Raw genomic sequence first — 19,746 nt, 5'->3', positions numbered from 1 at the left:
AGTTTTTAAAATTGAGTGCGGCCATTGAGGGCCAGGTGACAGGTAATTTGTTATGAGTGATTTTTTTGACCAGAAAGAAACCCGTAACCAGAAAGAGCGTGAGGAAAGCCTTCTGGTCAGACTGCGGGATCTGATATCTTCGGCACAGAAATCTGCTCCCTTTTACAAGGAAACGCTGTCCGGCGTTACAGCAGAAGAGATCACATCTCTTGCAGAGCTGTCACGCTTACCAGTTGTTCGGAAATCCATACTGATTGAACAGCAGCAGGCCCAGGCCCCATTCGGTGGTCTGGGAATGGTACCTGCAGGTGAAATGGCGCGCCTGTTCCTCTCTCCCGGCCCGATTGTCGAGCCCCAGGGCAAAGATGAGGACATCTGGCGCATCGCCCGGGCCTTGTATGCGACCGGCTTTCGCAAGGGCGAGGTCGCCCATAACTGTTTTGCCTATCATTTTACGCCAGCGGGCATCATGTTTGACTATGCGGCAAGAACCCTGGGCTGTGCCGTTTTTCCCGGCGGTGTCGGGCAAACCGAAGGACAGGTCGAGGCGATCAACCGTTTTCAGGCCAGCGGATATATGGGCACGCCTGACTTCCTCAAGATCATTCTGGAAAAGGCCGATGCACTGGGCACGCCGATTACCTCGATCAAGCGGGCTCTGGTCACGGGAGGCCCCTTGTTCCCTGATCTGCGTAAATATTATGAACAGCGCGGTATTACTGTTCTGCAGTGTTATGCAACGGCAGATGTTGGTCTGATTGCCTATGAAAGCCCGGCTTTGCAGGGCATGATCCTCGACGAGGATGTGATCGTTGAAATCGTTCGGCCGGGCACGGGGGATCTGGTCGAAGACGGTGAAGTCGGGGAGGTAGTGGTGACCTGTTTTAATCCCAATTATTCCCTGATCCGTTTCGCCACAGGTGATCTCTCGGCGATTCTGCCGGGACAAAGCCCCTGTGGGCGAACAAACCGCCGGATCAAGGGGTGGATGGGCCGCGCCGATCAGACAACCAAGATCCGCGGCATGTTTGTCCACCCGGAACAGGTCGCCCGGGTTGTCGCCAGCCATGACCAGCTTGTCAAAGCCCGTCTTGAAGTCACGGAACAGGGTGGCAAAGACAATCTGACCTTCCATTGCGAAGTTACAAGCGGCGCTGAGAATGCCGAACTGCAGTCATCCATCGAAGAAGCCATCCGGGTGCACTGCAGATTGCGGGGGGATGTTGTTTTTGCCGCTGTTGGATCGCTGCCAAACGACGGCAAGGTAATCGATGACGCCCGACCCTCGGGCGTTGTGTAAACGGGGTATGCGAACGAAGAAAAGGGCTGTATCCAGTTTGATCTGTGATACAGCCCTTTTCTTGATCAGCTAGATCAACTCAACAGCCAATGCTGTGGCTTCGCCGCCACCGATGCAGAGGCTGGCGATGCCTTTGGTGCCGCCGGTCTGTTTCAGGGCATGGATCAAGGTCACGATCAACCGGGTGCCGGAAGCGCCAATCGGGTGGCCGAGGGCACAGGCCCCGCCATGCACGTTGACTTTTTTATGCGGGAGATTGAGTTCTTTCATCGCGGCCATGGTGACAATGGCAAAGGCTTCGTTGATTTCATAGAGATCAACATCTTCCGACGTCCAGCCTGCTTTATCCAGGGCTTTGGAGATCGCGCCGACAGGGGCCGTGGTGAACCAGCAGGGCTCCTGAGAGTGGGTGGCGTGTGCCTTGATGGTTGCCAGAGGTTTCAGGCCGCGTCTTGTTGCTTCGGACTGGCGCATCAGGACAACAGCTGCTGCCCCGTCGGAAATCGAGGAAGAAGAAGCAGCCGTCACCGTGCCATCGGGGCGGAACGCCGGGCGCAGGTTGGGGATCTTGCTGGTATCGACGGCATAGGGCTGTTCGTCCTGCTCAACAAAGGTTTCACCTTTGCGGTGCTTGACGGTGAGGGGCTCGATTTCGTCTTTGAACAGCCCTGTCTCGGAAGCTTTTCTGGCCCGGTTAAGGCTTTCAATGGCAAAGGCATCCTGTTCTTCGCGGGTGGCGGCATATTTGTCGGCAGTGTTTTCAGCAAAGGTGCCCATCAGGCCACCCTTGTCGAAATAGGCATCTTCAAGGCCATCCATGAACATGTGATCGACGACAGTGCCGTGGCCCATGCGCATGCCACCACGAGCTTTGGGCAGCAGATACGGCGCGTTGGTCATGCTTTCCATTCCACCGGCAACGATGATTTCGACAGATCCTGCGAGCAGCGCATCATGGGCAAGCATGACGGTCTTCATGCCAGAGCCGCAGACCTTGTTCACGGTGGTACAGCCAGCGGAAAGGGGCAAGCCGCCCTTGATTGCGGCCTGACGGGCGGGGGCCTGACCCAGACCTGCGGGCAGGACACAGCCCATCATCACCTCCTGGACATCCTCGGCGGCGATCCCCGCGCGGGTAACCGCGGCCTTGATCGCAACAGCACCAAGATCGGTGGTGGAGAGAGGGGAAAGAGTTCCCTGAAAAGAGCCCATCGGGGTCCGGGCGGCAGAGACGATGACAACGGGATCAGACATGATGTGTTCCACTTTGTTTATAGTCATTTTGAACAAGCGTTTTCGGGACAGGCAGCGCGTCAGGCAAGCCTGACGGAACCGTCAAGGCGAATGGTTGTGCCGTTGAGGAAGGCATTCTCACAGATATGGGCCGCAAGAGCTGCAAATTCTTCAGGTTGGCCAAGGCGTTTCGGGAAAAGGCTCTTTTCAATCAGGGCTTCTTTGACCTTGTCCGACATTCCGGCAACCATCGGGGTTTCCATTACGCCCGGAGCGATGGCAACAACTCGGATGGCGCTACGGGCCAGTTCACGTGAGAGCGGTAAAGTGAGGGAGGCTACACCGCCCTTTGATGCCGCATAAGCGGCCTGCCCGATCTGGCCTTCCCAGGCGGCGATCGAGGCGGTGTTGATGATCACACCGCGTTCACCGTCAACTTCGTCGTAGCTCACCATTCGTTCGGCTGCCAGACGCATGACATTGAATGCGCCGATCAGGTTGATCTCGATGGTTTTTCGGAAAAGATCAAGATCGTGGGCCCCTTCGCGGCCAACCAGCTTGGCACCCGGCGCAATTCCGGCACAGTTCACGACAATGCGGATCGGACCCAGCATCTTTTCAATCATGGATACGGCAGAACGGATTGCATCCGGATCTGTCACATCCGCCGTCACCGCCAGGCCGTCAATATCTGTGGCAACGCGGTTGACACCCTCGTCATTCAGATCAATCAGGCCACACTTTACGCCTTTGTCAGCAAGGTGACGGGCGACAGCTTCGCCCAGGCCCGAGCCACCACCTGTAATCAATGCGGTAAGTCCAGAGAGTTTCATGGCTTTTATCCTTTTATCTTCCTGCTACAGCTTAAGCTGATTTCTTGATCTGTTCTTCCATAACGCGGGCCAGTTTTGACCCCGGTGCTTTGCCAAGAACGCCCGAGATGTACCAGGCGGTCTCGACCAGTTTGGTCAGGTCAACCCCGGTTTCAACGCCCATGCCGTTAAACATGTAGATCACATCCTCGGTGGCGACATTGCCCGAAGCGCCCTTGGCGTAGGGGCAGCCGCCGAGACCGGAAACCGAGGTATCAAAAACCCGAATGCCCAGTTCCCAGGAGGCAAAGATATTGGCCAGAGCCTGACCGTAGGTATCGTGATAATGGCCTGCAAGCTGTTCAATAGGTACAGATTTGGCCACGGTTTCGATCATGCGTTTGGTCAAAAGCGGCGTGCCGATTCCGATGGTATCGCCGAGACTGATTTCGCTACAGCCCATGGCGTGCAGTTCCCGCGAGACTTCCGCGACCTTTTCAGCGGCGATTGGGCCTTCGTAGGGGCAACCAAGAACACAGGACACATAACCCCGGACCCGGATGTTTTCTTTCAGGGCCGTGGCGATAACCGGGGAGAAACGTTCCAGACTTTCCTTGATTGAACAGTTGATGTTCTTCTGGGAAAAGCTTTCGGACGCCGCACCAAATACGGCAATTTCATCAACGCCCGCCTCAATCGCCCGTTCCAGCCCTTTCAGGTTGGGGGTCAGCACGGGGTAGCGCACCCCCGGGCGTTTCTTGATGCCTGTAATAACCTCTGAGGCGTCTGCCATCTGGGGTACCCACTTGGGCGAAACAAAAGCACTGGCCTCAACCGCAGAAAGCCCGGTATCGGACAGGCGTTCGATCAGCTCGATCTTGGCGTCTGTCGGCACCAGATAGGGCTCGTTTTGCAAGCCGTCCCTTGGTCCGACCTCGACGATTTTTACCCTGTCCGGATTTGTCTGGTTTGTTACCGTCATCGGCTATTCCTCCGCTTCCAGTTCAACCAGACTGTCGCCATCATCAACCTGATCGCCTTCCTGGGCGAGGAAGGCTGTGATCTTGCCCTTTACCGGCGCAAGAATGGTGTGTTCCATCTTCATGGCTTCGAGAACCAGCAGCGGAGCGCCACGTTCGACAAGATCCCCGGCAGCGGCAAAGAGCTTGACGATTTTTCCGGGCATGGGCGCGCGCAGGCCACCCGTGTCATCATCGACGTTTTCGGCGGCGACCAGAGGATCAAATAGATCCAGCTGATAATGCGCCCCCTCCAGGAAGATATGGCGTTCCAGCGCGTTGCTGACAACTGCCGCGACGATGCGATGACCGTCGATGTTGGCCGTGACGATATCCCCCATGACGCTTCCGGTGACTTCATATCCGGTTGCACCGATCTGCAGGGCATAGCCTTCGGCATGATAGACTGCGGCCACAAGGTGTGCTTTTTCCCCTGTCATAAAACGCAGCAAACGCGTGGCCCGTCCGCCAAGACGCCAGCCATCCTGGGCAACCCAGGGGGAAAAGGGGTCAGAGGACGAACCATGTGGCGGATGACCAAGAAGTTCGGTCAGAGCTGCAAGAACCAACACGGTATCGGGCAGTGCTTTGGGTGCTGGAAACAGCGCGGCTTTTTCCCGTTCGATCAGACCGGTATCCAGCTTTGCCTTTTTGAAGGGCTCGACCGAAGCCAGTCGGGAGAGGAACGAAACGTTGGTGGTCAGGCCGACAATGCGGGTTTCGCCCAAAGCGCCGATCAAACGATCCAGGGCGCGTTCCCGGGTTTCATCCCAGGAGATCAGCTTGGCAATCATGGGATCATAATGCGGGGAAACGGTTCCTTTTTCCTCGACCCCGGCATCAACCCGGATGTTTTCCGAAGCTTCAGGAAAGGAAAGCCGGGTGAGGTGACCTGTTGCCGGCAGGAAGTCGTTATCGGGATCTTCCGCGTAGATACGGGCTTCAAAAGCGTGGCCGGTCAGGCTGATTTCATCCTGTCTGGCGGGCAGGGGCTCGCCAGCTGCAACACGCAGCTGCCATTCCACCAGATCAAGCCCGGTGATCATCTCTGTCACTGGGTGTTCGACCTGAAGCCGGGTGTTCATTTCCATGAAGTAGAAGTCACCGCTGGGATCAAGCAGGAATTCAACCGTCCCTGCGCCGCGATACCCCACGGCTTCGGCGGCGGCAATAGCTGCCTTGTGCATGGCAGCACGGGTCTGATCGTTCAGGCCAGGGGCAGGGGCTTCTTCGATGACTTTCTGATGACGTCTTTGCGCAGAGCAATCCCGTTCGAACAGATGCACGGTATTGCCGTGATTATCGGCAAACACCTGTATTTCCACATGGCGCGGATTGACGATGAATTTCTCGATCAGGACCCGCTCATCGCCAAAGGCGGCTTTGGCTTCGCGTTGACAGGATGCCAGGGCCGCAGCGAATTCCTTTTCATTGTGGACAATGCGCATCCCCTTGCCGCCACCGCCGGAAGATGCTTTTATCATAACGGGATAGCCGATTGTTTTCGCCTGATTTGCGAGAAGATCAGGTGCCTGATCTTCACCTTCATAACCCGGAGAAAGTGGAACCGCAGCCTCGCGCATCAGGCGTTTGGAGGCTGATTTGTCCCCCATGGCGATTATCGAACTGGCTGGTGGCCCGATAAAAACCACGCCAGATTTGGCACAGCTTTCAGCAAAAGCTGCGTTTTCTGACAGGAAACCATAGCCTGGGTGGATTGCTTCTGCGCCGGTCAGTTTTGCGGCTTCAAGAATACGATCTGCAAGCAGGTAACTTTCAGCGGGGGCAGGCGGGCCGATGTGGATTGCCTCGTCGGCTTCTTTGGCGAAGGGGGCGTCTTTGTCTGCATCAGAATAGACCGCAACAGTTTTAACACCCATAAGACGGGCGGTGCGAATAATCCGCCGGGCAATTTCCCCGCGATTGGCAATCAGGATTTTTTTAAACATCTGTTTATCCTATCTCAGGCAACCCAGGAGGCTTTGCGTTTTTCAAAAAAGGCGGTCAGTCCCTCGCGCGCTTCTGGCGCGAGCCGCTGACGGGCAATCAGTTCTGCCGTTTCGCCCATCAACTTTTCATCAAGCTGGCGATTGGAAACGCTGCGGATCAGATCCTTGGCAACATCAACAGCATCCGGTGCGGCGAGTTTCAAAGCCGCGAGAATCTCGGTAATCATCACATCCAGCTGGTCATCCGCACAGCTCTCATGGACAAAGCCGATTTCCCGCGCCCGCTCGGCCCGGATGACTTCGGCTGTGAGGAAATAACGTCGGGCCTGACGTTCTCCCATCGCAGCAACGACGTAAGGGGCGATAGTTGCCGGAACCAGACCAAGTTTTACCTCGGACAGGCAGAACTTGGCGTGCTCCCCGGCGATTGCGATATCTGCCGCAGCGGTTAATCCGACGCCGCCACCAAAGGCCGCGCCCTGTACCCGGGCAATAACCGGCTTGCTGCAATGGGCAATGGCCTGGAGCATCTTTGCCAGCTTGAGCGCGTCCTGACGGTTTTCTTCCTCGGAGAAGGTGGCGGCCCGTTTCATCCAGCCCAGATCTGCCCCGGCGGAAAAGCTTTTGCCCCGTCCGGCCAGGACGATGGCCCGAACGGAGATGTCTTTGCCGAGAGTGGTAAAGGCGTCTGTCAGCTCTGCGATCATTACTTCATCAAGCGCGTTATGAATATCCGGACGGTTCATCCAGACCCAGGCCGCAGCTTCGCGAATTTCGATTTCAAGTGTTTGATAACTCATGGCATTACATCCTGAAGACACCAAACTTGGTGTCGCTGATCGGGGCGTTGAGAGAAGCGGACAATCCAAGTGCCAGAACCCGCCGGGTCCGGGCCGGGTCAAACACCCCGTCATCCCAGAGCCGGGCAGAGGCGTAGTAAGGCGAGCCCTGTTCTTCAAACATATCGAGCATGGGTTGTTTGAACCTGGCTTCTTCATCCGCAGACCAGCTGTCACCCTTGGCTTCGATGTTGTCCCGCCGCAGGGTTGCCATAACAGAAGCGGCCTGTTCGCCGCCCATGACGGAAATGCGCGAATTTGGCCACATCCAGAGGAAACGCGGCTGATAGGCACGGCCACACATGCCGTAGTTTCCGGCGCCAAAGCTGCCGCCGATGAGAACGGTGAATTTGGGAACTGCCGCCGTTGCCACTGCTGTCACCATCTTGGCACCGTCCTTGGCAATGCCACCGGACTCGTATTTGCGACCAATCATAAAGCCCGAGATATTCTGCAAGAACACCAGCGGAATACCACGCTGGGCACAGAGTTCGATAAAGTGGGCGGCTTTCTGGGCGCTTTCGGAAAAGAGAATACCGTTGTTGGCAACGATCCCGACCGGATAACCCCAGATGCGGGCAAAACCACAGACAATGGTGGTGCCGTATCGCGCTTTGAATTCATCAAAACGGGAGCCATCGACAATGCGCGCGATAACTTCGCGGACATCGTAGGGGGTTTTCAGATCGCTTGGCACCACACCATAGATCTCTTTGGGATCATAAAGCGGCTCTTCCGGTTTGCTCAGATTGAGCTGGTTCGGTTTTTGCCAGTTGAGATTGGCGACGACATGCCGGGCGATGGTCAGGGCATGGGCGTCATTTTCTGCAAGGTGATCTGCAACCCCGGACAGGCGGGTATGGACATCTGCCCCGCCAAGGTCTTCAGCCGAGACAACCTCGCCTGTCGCTGCTTTGACCAGTGGTGGACCCCCCAGAAATATCGTGCCCTGTTCCTTGACGATAATGGTCTCGTCTGACATGGCCGGAACATAGGCTCCGCCTGCGGTACAGGAACCCATAACAACAGCGATCTGGGGAATGCCTTTTGAGGACATCTGGGCCTGATTGTAGAAGATCCGGCCAAAGTGATCGCGATCGGGAAAAACCTCGTCCTGGTTCGGCAGATTGGCACCACCGGAATCAACCAGATAGACACAGGGCAGGCGGTTTTCCAGTGCAATTTCCTGCGCCCGCAGATGCTTTTTCACCGTGAGGGGATAGTAAGTTCCCCCCTTTACCGTGGCATCGTTGGCCAGGATCATACACTCAACACCAGAGATCAGCCCAATCCCGGCAATCACCCCCGCTGCCGCGATATTGGCATCGTACATGCCATGGGCTGCGATCGGTGCAATCTCGAGAAAAGGCGATCCGGGATCTAGCAGGGCTTCAACCCGTTCGCGCGGCAGCATCTTGCCACGGGCCAGATGCTTTTCGCGGGCGTGGTCTGGGCCACCTTTGGCGGTTTCTGCCAGAACCGAGTTCAGTTGATCAACCAGTCCCTGCATATGGGCCGCGTTGGTTTTAAAACTCTCGGATCTCGGTGAGATCTTGGAACGGATAACCGACATCAGGCTGTCTCCCCGAAGAGTTCACGGCCAATCAGATACCGGCGGATTTCATTGGTACCCGCCCCGATTTCATAGAGCTTGGCATCCCGCCACAGACGCCCGGTCGGATAGTCATTGATATAGCCATTGCCACCAAGAACCTGGATTGATTCACCAGCCATCCATGTGGCCTTTTCAGCAGAAAAGAGAATTGCTCCGGCAGCATCCTTGCGGGTGGTTTCCCCACGATCGCAGGCCTGACCGACGGCATAGACATAGGCACGGGTTGCATTCCATGTGGCATAGATATCCGCAAGCTTGCCCTGCATCAGCTGGAATTCACCGATGGCCTGGCCGAACTGTTTGCGCTCGTGGACATAGGGAATGATCACATCGAGACAGGAAGACATGATCCCAAGCGGCCCGCCGGAGAGAACTGCACGCTCGTAATCCAGACCGGACATCAAAACACGCACACCCCCGTTCAGTTGACCAAGGATGTTTTCTTCGGGGACTTCACAGTTATCAAACACCAGCTCGCCTGTATTCGAGCCTCTCATGCCAAGTTTGTCGAGTTTCTGGGCGACAGAAAATCCGGGGAAATTCTTTTCCACGATAAAGGCGGTAATGCCTTTTGCCCCTAAGTCAGGATCAGTTTTGGCATAGATCACCAGAGTATCGGCATCAGGGCCGTTGGTGATCCACATCTTGGTCCCGTTGAGCACATAGCGGTCGCCTTTTTTCTCGGCTTTGAGTTTCATGGAAACCACGTCTGATCCGGCACCGGGTTCAGACATGGCCAAGGCACCGACGTGTTCGCCAGTAATCAGCTTGGGTAGGTATTTCTGTTTCTGGGCGTCGGTGCCGTTGCGTTTGATCTGGTTGACACAAAGGTTTGAATGCGCGCCGTAGGAAAGGCCGACAGAGGCCGAAGCGCGGCTAAGCTCTTCCATGGTGACGATGTGGGCGAGGTATCCCATACCGCTGCCGCCGAACTCTTCAGCCGCGGTGATACCAAGAAGTCCGAGATCACCCATTTTGCGCCAGAGATCCATCGGGAACTCGTTGCTGCTGTCTATCTCAGCGGCGCGTGGGGCAATCTCGGCCTCGGCAAAGGCCTTGACGCTGTCGCGCAGCATGTCGATTTCTTCACCGAGATGAAAGTTCAGGCTGGGGAAATTATGGCCGGTGCTCATGTTCTGCTTCTCCGCTTACGGACGTTTGATCAATTGTGACAGAGCTTGAGGAATTAATGTATGGAAATTCTGGCTCTGTGTTTTTGTTAGTACGGTCAGTTTGTTTTGTTCTTTTGCAGTCGGCCGATTGTTGCGGCGACATCTGGCGTGTTTTCCATTCGCATAAAGGTACCCTGACCTGCGGCGATATGAACTTCGCTGCCGTCACTTTGCCGGGCGAAAACATCCATTCTGGCTATGGTGACCCGTCTGCCGGGGCGCAGGACTGTTCCGGTCGCGCGCAGGCTTACACCCGCACCCGGCGCCATCATGTTGATCTTGTATTCAACTGTCAGCATGGAATCACCTGCATTGATCAGTGTATAGCTGGCAAAACCGCCGGCATAATCCGCCATGGCTCCGATTACACCGCCTTGGAAAAAACCGTGGTGCTGGGCCAGTTCATCCCGGAAGGGGAGGATCATCTCGACATGGCCGGGCTCAATGACGCTGAACTCGGCCCCCAGCGTTTTGCCAAATCCGGAATAGTGATAACTGTCCATGACCAGCTGTTTGTAATCCGGGTTTGGTGGATCGAACCTCTTTGTCATCTTCCCCTCGCTCCTGTCAGTCAGTTCCTGACGTGTTTGTCCTGTTGATCGCCCTGTTCGGGTTCTGTGGGTTTCCTGCGCTCAGGATCCCGTATCTTTTTTCAATTTTTCGAGTTCGCTTATCCGGATCAGTGCGACGCTTTCAACGTCGGCAAGCTCTTTCAGTGTTTCTTCTATATCCCGGCGTTTCTGTTCCAGTTCGGCTTTTCGTTCATTGATACGTTGCATCAGGATCTGCAATTGGCGGTTTTCTCCCGGGGCGTGATCATACATTTCGATGATCTCCCTGATTTCTGCCAGGGAAAACCCCAGGCGTTTGCCACGAAGGATCAGCTTTACCCGGGTCCGGTCACGCGGGGTATAAAGTCGCTTGCGCCCGTGTCTGCGCGGGTTGATCAGCTTCTCGTCTTCATAGAACCTCAAGGTCCGGGTTGTAATCCCGAACTCGGCTGTCAGCTCCGTGATGGTGAAATAGCTTCTATCTGTCATTTTTCAATTTTTTACGCATCTTACGTAAAGGTCAAGAATATTTTAATATAGTATAAATAACATATAGTTGAGTAAATAATTGTTTCCGATTTTCATTGGTAATGTATGAGTTTCAAGGAGAATCGGCCAGTTGTACTTTCTTTAAGCAGGGGCTTGGAAGGAATAACTTTTATCCATAGTATTATGGGACCAATGAGGGGCCTGGATTTGACTGATACCATTCTGGATAGCTGGCAATCCTGTGCCAATAAAGACAGCTTCATACCTATTATCCCTGATGGATGTCGTGATCTTATTTTGAAATTCACGGGAAATGGTAAACCCGGCTGGTTTGCTTCTCCCCTGCAGGATCAAACACATAAGGTGGCCGTGACGGCAGGTGTCTTTATGAAAGGCTATCGTCTGCATCCGGCTTTACGCATTCAGGAAAACGAAATTCTGGCACAGATTGAGGGCAAGGTCCCGACGGCCGATGAGATCCGTTGTCTGCTTGAAGATTTCGCGGCTGTTGAAACTGCGGCAGAGGAGGCCTTGATTTGCCTGGCTTCAGACGTTGGTACGGTGGAACAGGCTTCGAGGCTTTTGGGGCTGAGCCAACGAAGCCTGCAAAGATTACTGCAAGAGCAAACGGGACGCCCACCGTCCTTTTGGCTCCAGCTGGCACGGGTTAGAAAAGCAGCCCGGCGTGTAAGAGAGGCAATTTCTCTTGCCGAGCTGGCTTACCTGTCTGGCTTTTCTGACCAGGCGCATATGACCCGTGAGTTTCAGCGCTGGTTCGGGATCAGTCCCTTGAAGATGCGGTGTGGTGGTGAGGAGTTTGAGCAACTGCACGTACCAGCATACGCTTGAGGATACAATCTGTTCTCGCTATTCAATCTGCTGTTGCTTAACCTGATATAGGGCAGACCGAGCTACAGATTTCAATTAAAAAACCGTTGGGATCTCCCACATAGGCGGTTGTTTGTCCCCAGGGCATTTCTTCAACCTTCTGGACAAGTGTCGCCCCTGCCTTGATTGCAGTCTCTAGCGCCAGAGGTACATTTTCAGTTTCAAAAGCAATCTCGAAGACAGGGCGACTGATATCTGGTCGATCTGGAGATTTCCCCAGCTGTTCCATCAATTTGCGTGAAGAGAATGACAGGGTGGTTGATCCTGTTTCCAGCTCACCATAGTCCCCGCTTTCGTGGCGCATTTTTTCAGTGAAGCCAAAAGCCTTTATATAGAAATCGAGTGTTTCTGAGACGTTATCTACATAGAGAATTGTGTATCTTAGGTGCATGGAACCGTTCCTGATAAAAATAGGATTTTACGATGAAACAGTCTTCGCAGAAGCGCAGTTCGTTTGTCTTGAATAAATACGACAAAAAGTTCTTTGTCTTCACAGATAAGACAGGCTTCGTAAAAGTGACATGAAACTGAAATTCAGATGACACCAAGAAGCTTCATAGCAGGAGAATAGATTGAAATAGTGTCCGGAGCTTTACTAATGAACTATCTTGCCAAATCAGCCAGCCTGGCGGTTATTGCCTTATGCATGGCGAGCCCCAGCCTGGCTGTTGAAGGCTTTAGCCGTCTTTCGAGCCTTCCTGTCTACAAGAACCTGCCAAAAGGCAATGAGCTGGTGACGGAAACCGGTGCTGAAATTATCACTTCTGCAATGAACGGCACAATGCTGGTCTATACAGACTCTGCGCTCGAAGCGATTGGCAAGGTAAATATCTTTGACCCGGCCAGTCCCAAAGCAGCTGGTGTAATCATGGTTGGCGGGGAGCCCACCTCGGTTACGGTAAAGGGCAATTACGCTTATACAGGTGTTAATACCTCAAAAAGCTATAAAGAGCCTTCCGGTTATCTTGCCGTTATCGATCTGACAACCGACAAGATTGCTGCCAAATGCGATGTTGCCGGGCAGCCTGATTCCGTTGCCTTGAGTCCCGATGGCAAATACCTGGCCGTGGCCGTTGAAAACGAGCGGGATGAAGAGCTGAACGACGGTTTGCTGCCTCAGGGACCTGCCGGACATCTGGCAACGTTTGCTGTTAGCGATGAAGGCAACCTTTCAAACTGCAAGGCAGTCACCATAACTGATCTGACTGGATTGGCCGAAATTGCACCATCTGATCCAGAACCGGAATTTGTTTCGATTAACAGTAAAAACCAGGCTGTGATCACACTTCAGGAAAACAACCACATTGCACTGGTTGATCTGGAGAATAATAAAATCATTCGCCATTTTTCTGCTGGGACCTCGACAGTTTCCGGTGTTGATTCCTCTAAGGACAAGTCTATTTCATTGACCGATGATCTGACTGATATACGGCGGGAACCTGATGCTGTTTCCTGGATTGATGACAACCGTTTCGTGACAGCAAATGAGGGCGATTACAAAGGCGGATCAAGAGGGTTTACTGTCTTTTCTACAGCAGGCGATGTTCTTTATGACAGCGGCGCGCTCACTGAAGAGCTTGCTGTTTCGATGGGGCAATACCCGGAAAAACGATCCCATAAAAAGGGAACAGAACCTGAAGGTGTGACGGTAGGAACCTTTGGCAAGGACCGCCTGGTCTTTGTTGGCCTGGAGCGCGCCAATCTGGTCGGTGTTTTCCATGATGTAGAAACATCCGGTATGCCGAATAATCGTCTGGATCTGGTTCAGGGGCTTCCAAGTGGTGGAGTAGGGCCCGAGGGCATTGTTGCAATTCCAGAGCGGGGGCTGCTGGTTATTGCCAATGAAAAAGATAACGCCGAGGACGGGTACCGCTCTAACGTAACAATCTATAAACAGGGCAATGAGGGTGCTGTTCTGCCACAGATTGTTTCTGTCGATGGTCCCGATGGTAAACCCATTGGCTGGGGCGCCTTGTCCGGCCTGACAGCCAACCCGAGCGACCCGAGCATTCTTTACGCGGTTAATGACAGTTTCTATTCAACCGCTGATATTTTCACCCTTGATGTGTCCGCCAGCCCGGCCCGTATTGTCACTGCCCGTCGCCTGACCAAAGATGGCAAGCCAATGGAGAACCTGGATCTGGAAGGCATAGCAGCCGCAGAAGATGGATCATTCTGGGTTGTGTCAGAAGCAAAGCCGGAAAAACGCCAAAGCCAGTTGTTACATGTTTTACCAACGGGTCAGGTGATAAAAGAGATCGCTTTGCCTGAAGCTGTCGAAGCCCAGATGCTCAAGCACGGTTTAGAAGGTGTAGCCTTGGCAGATGATCAGCTTTACATCGCAGTTCAGCGAGAATGGAAAGATGATCCAAAGGGTTACAGTAAAATCCTCTCCTATGACATTAATAAAAATATCTGGGGTGTTCTGGCCTATCGTCTTGATAAACCCGAAAGCCCGGCTGGTGGCTGGGTTGGTTTGAGCGAGATTACCAGCCTGGGCAATGGCGAGTTGGCCATTGTCGAGCGTGACAACAAAGGCGGTGAGGATGCTGCAATCAAACGCCTTTACCGGGTCTCTGTTCGCCACACCAAACCGGTGCCTGTTGGCACCAAAGAAATCCCGGTTCTGGAAAAAGAACTGATCCGCGATCTTCTGGTGGATATGAAAACATCTAAAGGCTGGACACCGGACAAGATTGAAGGCCTGACGGTTGCTGCAGATGGAACGGTTTATGCCGTTACCGACAACGACGGGGTGGATGATTCCAACGGGGAAACACTGTTCATGAACCTTGGTCCGGTGAATAAGGTGCTTGCACAAAACTGATTTATTCAACAGCCGATTTTTGCCTTAATTATTCGGCCGTAACTAGACGTAACAAGCCCTGATCTTCTGGTCAGGGCTTGTTACGTTATGTATCAGGCAGGAAGACCTTGCGGGCTGCTGTGACCTTTTCGACGATAAAATCGACCGTGGCCCGGATGCGGGCAAAGCCCTGGAGGTCGGCATGATAGATCAGCCAGAAGGTACGCATGATTTTGACTTCCTCGCGCAGGATCGGCACCAGATTTTCATGATTGTCGGCCATGAAACAGGGCAGGATACAGATCCCGGCCCCGGTGGCGGTGGCATGCATCTGGGCGATCAGGTTGGTACTGCGTAGTTGGGGGCGCAGTTCCTTGCCAACCTGAGGAACATAGTCCAGTTCGGGGGAGAAAATCAGGTCTTCGATGTAACCAACCAGTCTGTGGCTCTGGAGCTGGTCTTTACTGGTGATCGGCCCGCGACGTTTAAGGTATTCTGGTGAAGCGTAAAGCCCAAGGCGATAATCTGTCAGTTTTCTGGAACGCAGGCGGCCTTCGGTCGGGCGGCTGAGGCCAATGGCGATATCAGCTTCACGTTTTGACAGACTGAACATGCGGGGCATGGCGACCAGATCAATCTCCAGACCGGGGTGCGCCCGGCAGAGATCGCAAATCCGGGGGGCCAGGAAATAACTGCCAAATCCATCCGGTGCGCCTATCCTCACGGCTCCGGTCAAGGTCAGATCAGCCCCGGCCAACTCGTTTTGAACACCCATGGCAACCGTCTCCATGGACTCAGCAGCGCCAAGCAGGCGTTGGCCGATTTCCGTCAGGGCATAACCCTGTGGACCACGCTCGAACAGAGTGGCGTTGAGCGCGTTTTCAAGCGCCTGTATCCTCCGACTGACAGTGGTGTGATCCACTTTCAGACGTTTGGCAGCTATGGTGAGCTTGCCGGTTCTGGCCACAGCCAGAAAAGGGCGAAGATCATTCCAGTCAAAAGTCGGGTTCATAATTGCATTTTCGCACACTGGTTTGTTGCTATTACCTATAGCTGTGCAAAAAAAACAATGCAAGTCTCTGTGGTAAGTTCTTATGCGTGGGGCTTCGTAGAAGGAGTCTCGGCATCTCAGGGAATACTCTCTGACCGACAGGAACACCTGGATAACCAATTGTCAGATGATCGAAGACCAGAACATTTGTTTCTGTCGGTCCTGACTTCTCACAGTAAAGGAGATGCGGATATGACCGCTGAACTCTATCACCTGATTGGTGGTAAAAAAGTAAAAGGCACTTCTGGTCGTTTCAGCGATGTGTACTGGCCAATGACAGGCGAAGTTGCTGCAAGAGTTCCGCTGGCTTCAGCCGCCGAATTGCGCGCCGCTGTCGAGAATGCCAAGGCTGCACAACCTGCCTGGGCTGCGACCAACCCGCAGAAACGCGCCCGCGTCATGATGAAGTTTCTACAGCTGGTTGATACTCACTATGACGAGCTTGCTGAAATGCTGTCGCGCGAACATGGCAAGACCATTCCCGACGCCAGAGGCGATATCCAGCGTGGTCTGGAAGTTGTTGAATTTGCCTGTGGAATTCCGCATCTGCAGAAGGGTGAATTCACCGAAGCTGCAGGCCCGGGAATCGATATGTTCTCTATGCGTCAGCCGCTTGGTGTCGTTGCAGGGATTACGCCTTTCAACTTCCCGGCGATGATCCCGATGTGGAAATTTGCGCCAGCGATCGTTTGTGGCAATGCCTTTATTCTCAAGCCGTCAGAGCGTGATCCTTCCCTGCCGTTGCGTCTGGGTGAACTGATGCTTGAGGCTGGCTTGCCTGCAGGTATTCTCAACGTGGTCAACGGCGACAAAGAGTCTGTGGATGCCATTCTTGATGATGAAGATATCCGCGCAGTTGGTTTTGTTGGTTCGACACCGATTGCCGAGTACGTTTACACCCGCGCAACAGCGAATGGCAAACGCGCCCAGTGTTTCGGTGGCGCCAAAAACCATATGATTATCATGCCTGACGCCGACATGGATCAGGTTGCCGATGCCCTGATCGGTGCCGGATATGGTTCTGCAGGTGAGCGCTGCATGGCAATTTCTGTTGCTGTACCTGTTGGCGAAGAAACCGCAGATCGTCTGATTGCCAAGCTGACCCCCCGGGTTGAAAGTCTCAGGATCGGTCTTTCAACAGACCCTGATGCCGATTTTGGGCCTCTGGTAACAGCCGAAGCCGTTGAACGTGTTAAAGGCTATGTGAATATTGGTATTGAAGAAGGTGCCAAACTTGTTGTCGACGGTCGTGACTTCGTCATGCAGGGCTACGAAAAAGGCTTCTACATGGGCGGGTGCCTGTTTGATAATGTGACCCCGGATATGCGTATCTACAAGGAAGAGATCTTTGGCCCCGTACTTTCCGTGGTTCGTGCCAAGGATTACGACGAAGCGTTGCGTCTGCCAAGTGAACATGAGTATGGCAACGGTGTTGCGATCTATACCCGTGATGGTGATACCGCCCGTGACTTCATGACCCGGGTAAACGTCGGCATGGTTGGCGTGAACGTGCCGATCCCTGTTCCTTTGGCTTACTACACATTCGGGGGCTGGAAGCGTTCCGGTTTTGGCGATCTGAACCAGCATGGTCCCGATGCGATCCGTTTTTATACCAAAACCAAGACGGTTACGTCACGCTGGCCTTCCGGAGTGAAAGAAGGCGCGGAGTTTTCTATCCCGACGATGGGGTAATACAAAAAAAACAGGGGGCGATCCGTCAGGTCGTCCCTTGTTATTGTATATATCGCCGTTGAGTAACTGGAATAATCATGACCGGGCAGGAAAAACGCAATGAGCCAGCTTGACCTATTTGAATTAAACGAAGATCAGCGTGCCATTCAGGAAATGGCACAGGATTTTTCTCGCGACAAGATCGCTCCTTTTGCCCTGGAATGGGATGAAAAAGAACATTTTCCCGTCGATGTCATGCGCGAAGCTGCCGCATTGGGTATGGGCGGTATTTATGTCCGGGATGATGTCGGGGGAACGGGTCTTGGCAGGCTGGATGCAGCTTTGATTTTTGAAGCGTTGGCAAGCGGCTGTCCGGCTGTTTCGGCTTTTATCTCGATCCATAACATGGCTTCCTGGATGATTGACCGCTTTGGAACCGAAGCACAACGTCAAAAATGGCTACCATCCATGATGACGATGGATTTGATTGCAAGTTATTGCCTGACAGAACCCTCTGCAGGGTCTGATGCTGCAGCCCTAAAGACCAAGGCTGTCCGTGAGGGGGATGATTTTGTTCTTAACGGGACCAAGCAGTTTATTTCCGGGGCTGGTACCTCTGATCTCTATCTGGTGATGGCCCGGACGGGTGGTGATGGGGCAGGGGGTGTTTCCTGCTTTCTGGTTCCCAAGGATGCGCCGGGTGTTTCCTTTGGGGCGAACGAGAAGAAAATGGGCTGGAAGGCCCAACCAACTCGTACAGTCATCCTGGAAGATGCCCGGATCCCGGCCGAGAACATGATCGGTGAAGAAGGGCAGGGCTTCAAGATTGCCATGATGGGGCTTGATGGGGGACGCCTGAATATTGGCGCCTGCTCTCTCGGCGGAGCTCAGGCTGCACTCGACAAAGCCGTTACCTATATGGGCGAACGCAAGGCTTTTGGCAAAAACCTGGCCCAGTTCCAGGCGCTGCAGTTCAAGGTTGCAGATATGCTCACCGAACTGGAAGCTGCAAGAACACTACTCTATAAAGCTGCCTGCAAGCTCGATGCAAAAACCCATGATGCCACCCGCTGGTGCGCCATGGCCAAACGTTTTGCCACAGACACCGGGTTTTCTGTCGCGAACGAAGCACTGCAAATCCACGGTGGGTATGGATATCTTGCTGACTATGGGGTTGAAAAAATTGTGCGTGATCTGAGAGTCCATCAGATCCTTGAGGGGACGAACGAAATCATGCGCCTGATCATTTCCCGTGATCTTCTCAAGGGAGGTCAGGCATGACTGATGAGCTGATTGTCCGTCAGGAGGGAGCTGCAGGCCGTATAACCCTGAACCGCCCCAAGGCATTAAATGCGCTGACACTCGATATGGTTCACGGCATGTTGGCCGCACTGGAACGCTGGCAGACGGATGAAACCGTGCGGGTTGTTATTGTCGACGGGGCCGGTGAACGCGGTCTTTGTGCTGGCGGTGATATCAGGGCACTTTATAAATCTGCCCAGGAAAAAGATGGTCTTGCTCAAAAATTTTGGGCGGATGAATACCGTTTAAATGCCCTGATCGCCAACTATCCCAAACCATATATTGCTGTTATGGATGGCATCGTCATGGGCGGTGGTGTCGGTGTATCGGCCCACGGCAGTAACCGGATTGTGACAGAGCGTTCCATGATCGCCATGCCGGAAACGGCTATCGGGCTTTTTCCGGATGTTGGTGGTAGCTGGCTTCTTGCCAATGCACCGGGAGAAATCGGTAGCTATCTTGGATTGACAGGTCACCGGATCGGAGCCGTTGATGCGATTTATGCCGGACTGGCCGATGTTGAGGTTTCAAGTGACCGCCTGCCACGCCTGATTGAGACCCTGATCGCTGCAGATTATGGTATGGATAGCAGGAACGATGTAGATACCCTTATACGAGGCTTTGTCAGCTCCAATTCACAGCCCCCACTCGCGGCTTCACGCGGCCTCATAGATGATGTCTTTTCCTTTGACAGGATCGAAGACATCCTTGCTGCAGCAGAAAGGCTAGGGACTGACTGGGGAGATGAACTGGTCAAGACATTACGGGGGCGGGCTCCCCATTCCCTGAAGGCGACCTTGGCTGCCCTGCGTAAAGCCCGTAATCTTGGGGGAATTGAAGACGTGCTTGATATGGAATATCGGCTTGCCCTGAGAATGTTCGCCTTGCCTGATTTTTCCGAAGGTGTGCGTGCAGCAGTCATCGACAAAACCGGAGATCCCAAATGGTCTGTCGCTGCGGTTGAAGATGTTCAGGATGAAGCGGTTGAAGTGTGCTTTGACAGCCTTGGTGACAAAGAGCTGGGCTTAAGCACCAGACTGGTCCGATAA

At 53.8% G+C, this 19,746-nt stretch carries 17 protein-coding genes; 6 read left to right on the top strand and 11 right to left on the bottom strand.

The genetic code is table 11. The annotated features are described in order from the left end of the window. Window positions 1-52 precede the first annotated feature (52 nt). On the top strand, window positions 53-1,300 hold the full coding sequence (locus O4H49_RS17115; RefSeq protein ID WP_269424661.1) for a phenylacetate--CoA ligase family protein: 1,248 nt from the start codon (window positions 53-55) through the stop codon (window positions 1,298-1,300). 69 nt (window positions 1,301-1,369) lie between these two features. On the opposite strand, the gene O4H49_RS17110 is transcribed toward O4H49_RS17115, so the two are convergent. The 9 genes from O4H49_RS17110 to O4H49_RS17070 all read right to left on the bottom strand — a co-directional run bounded on the left by O4H49_RS17110 (window position 1,370) and on the right by O4H49_RS17070 (window position 10,979). Next, window positions 1,370-2,554: an acetyl-CoA C-acyltransferase gene (locus O4H49_RS17110; protein ID WP_269424660.1), complete on the bottom strand. Its 1,185-nt coding sequence runs from the start codon at window positions 2,552-2,554 to the stop codon at window positions 1,370-1,372. A gap of 59 nt (window positions 2,555-2,613) precedes the next feature. Then, window positions 2,614-3,366: an SDR family NAD(P)-dependent oxidoreductase gene (locus tag O4H49_RS17105; RefSeq protein ID WP_269424659.1), complete on the bottom strand. Its 753-nt coding sequence runs from the start codon at window positions 3,364-3,366 to the stop codon at window positions 2,614-2,616. Between the two features lie 31 nt (window positions 3,367-3,397). Then, a complete protein-coding gene (locus tag O4H49_RS17100; protein ID WP_269424658.1) occupies window positions 3,398-4,327 on the bottom strand; it encodes a hydroxymethylglutaryl-CoA lyase in 930 nt (309 codons plus the stop codon). Between the two features lie 3 nt (window positions 4,328-4,330). Beyond that, on the bottom strand, window positions 4,331-6,313 hold the full coding sequence (locus O4H49_RS17095; RefSeq protein ID WP_269424657.1) for an acetyl/propionyl/methylcrotonyl-CoA carboxylase subunit alpha: 1,983 nt from the start codon (window positions 6,311-6,313) through the stop codon (window positions 4,331-4,333). Between the two features lie 14 nt (window positions 6,314-6,327). Beyond that, complete coding sequence (locus O4H49_RS17090; protein ID WP_269424656.1) at window positions 6,328-7,113, bottom strand: enoyl-CoA hydratase/isomerase family protein; 786 nt, start codon at window positions 7,111-7,113, stop codon at window positions 6,328-6,330. Window positions 7,114-7,117: 4 nt separating this feature from the next. Next, window positions 7,118-8,725, bottom strand: a complete 1,608-nt coding sequence (locus O4H49_RS17085; protein ID WP_269424655.1) for a carboxyl transferase domain-containing protein — start codon at window positions 8,723-8,725, stop codon at window positions 7,118-7,120. After that, window positions 8,725-9,900: an isovaleryl-CoA dehydrogenase gene (locus tag O4H49_RS17080; RefSeq protein ID WP_269424654.1), complete on the bottom strand. Its 1,176-nt coding sequence runs from the start codon at window positions 9,898-9,900 to the stop codon at window positions 8,725-8,727. Before O4H49_RS17080 ends, O4H49_RS17085 begins: the two co-directional genes overlap by 1 nt. Window positions 9,901-9,995: 95 nt before the next feature. Next, the gene (locus O4H49_RS17075; RefSeq protein ID WP_269424653.1) at window positions 9,996-10,490 is read right to left on the bottom strand and encodes a PaaI family thioesterase; all 495 of its coding nucleotides are present in this window, start codon (window positions 10,488-10,490) and stop codon (window positions 9,996-9,998) included. Between the two features lie 81 nt (window positions 10,491-10,571). Next, the gene (locus O4H49_RS17070; protein WP_269424652.1) at window positions 10,572-10,979 is read right to left on the bottom strand and encodes a MerR family transcriptional regulator; all 408 of its coding nucleotides are present in this window, start codon (window positions 10,977-10,979) and stop codon (window positions 10,572-10,574) included. A gap of 207 nt (window positions 10,980-11,186) precedes the next feature. Here O4H49_RS17070 and O4H49_RS17065 point away from each other — a divergent pair, with 207 nt between their 5' ends. Next, window positions 11,187-11,828 (top strand): helix-turn-helix domain-containing protein, encoded by a 642-nt coding sequence (locus O4H49_RS17065; RefSeq protein ID WP_269424651.1) that lies wholly within the window; start codon window positions 11,187-11,189, stop codon window positions 11,826-11,828. A gap of 37 nt (window positions 11,829-11,865) precedes the next feature. On the opposite strand, the gene O4H49_RS17060 is transcribed toward O4H49_RS17065, so the two are convergent. After that, complete coding sequence (locus O4H49_RS17060; protein WP_269424650.1) at window positions 11,866-12,258, bottom strand: VOC family protein; 393 nt, start codon at window positions 12,256-12,258, stop codon at window positions 11,866-11,868. Window positions 12,259-12,465: 207 nt separating this feature from the next. Between O4H49_RS17060 and O4H49_RS17055 the strand changes: the two genes are divergently transcribed. Next, entirely contained in the window at window positions 12,466-14,694 is a 2,229-nt protein-coding gene (locus tag O4H49_RS17055) for an esterase-like activity of phytase family protein (protein ID WP_269424649.1), read from the top strand. 85 nt (window positions 14,695-14,779) lie between these two features. Here the strand turns inward: O4H49_RS17055 and O4H49_RS17050 are convergent, their stop codons facing one another. Beyond that, window positions 14,780-15,685, bottom strand: coding sequence for a LysR family transcriptional regulator (locus O4H49_RS17050; RefSeq protein WP_269424648.1), 906 nt, complete (start codon window positions 15,683-15,685; stop codon window positions 14,780-14,782). Between the two features lie 231 nt (window positions 15,686-15,916). Between O4H49_RS17050 and O4H49_RS17045 the strand changes: the two genes are divergently transcribed. The 3 genes from O4H49_RS17045 (at window position 15,917) to O4H49_RS17035 (ending at window position 19,746) form a co-directional block, all read left to right on the top strand. Then, entirely contained in the window at window positions 15,917-17,416 is a 1,500-nt protein-coding gene (locus O4H49_RS17045) for a CoA-acylating methylmalonate-semialdehyde dehydrogenase (RefSeq protein WP_269424647.1), read from the top strand. A gap of 99 nt (window positions 17,417-17,515) precedes the next feature. Further along, on the top strand, window positions 17,516-18,676 hold the full coding sequence (locus O4H49_RS17040) for an isobutyryl-CoA dehydrogenase (protein WP_269424646.1): 1,161 nt from the start codon (window positions 17,516-17,518) through the stop codon (window positions 18,674-18,676). After that, a complete protein-coding gene (locus O4H49_RS17035; protein ID WP_269424645.1) occupies window positions 18,673-19,746 on the top strand; it encodes an enoyl-CoA hydratase/isomerase family protein in 1,074 nt (357 codons plus the stop codon). The genes O4H49_RS17040 and O4H49_RS17035 overlap by 4 nt, the downstream gene beginning before the upstream one ends.

The sequence above is a fragment of the Kiloniella laminariae genome (genome assembly GCF_027214005.1).
GTDB classification, from domain to species: Bacteria; Pseudomonadota; Alphaproteobacteria; order Kiloniellales; family Kiloniellaceae; genus Kiloniella; species Kiloniella laminariae_A.
The sequence above is the reverse complement of the archived record's forward strand: the minus strand, read 5'-3'. Positions and strand labels throughout refer to the sequence as shown.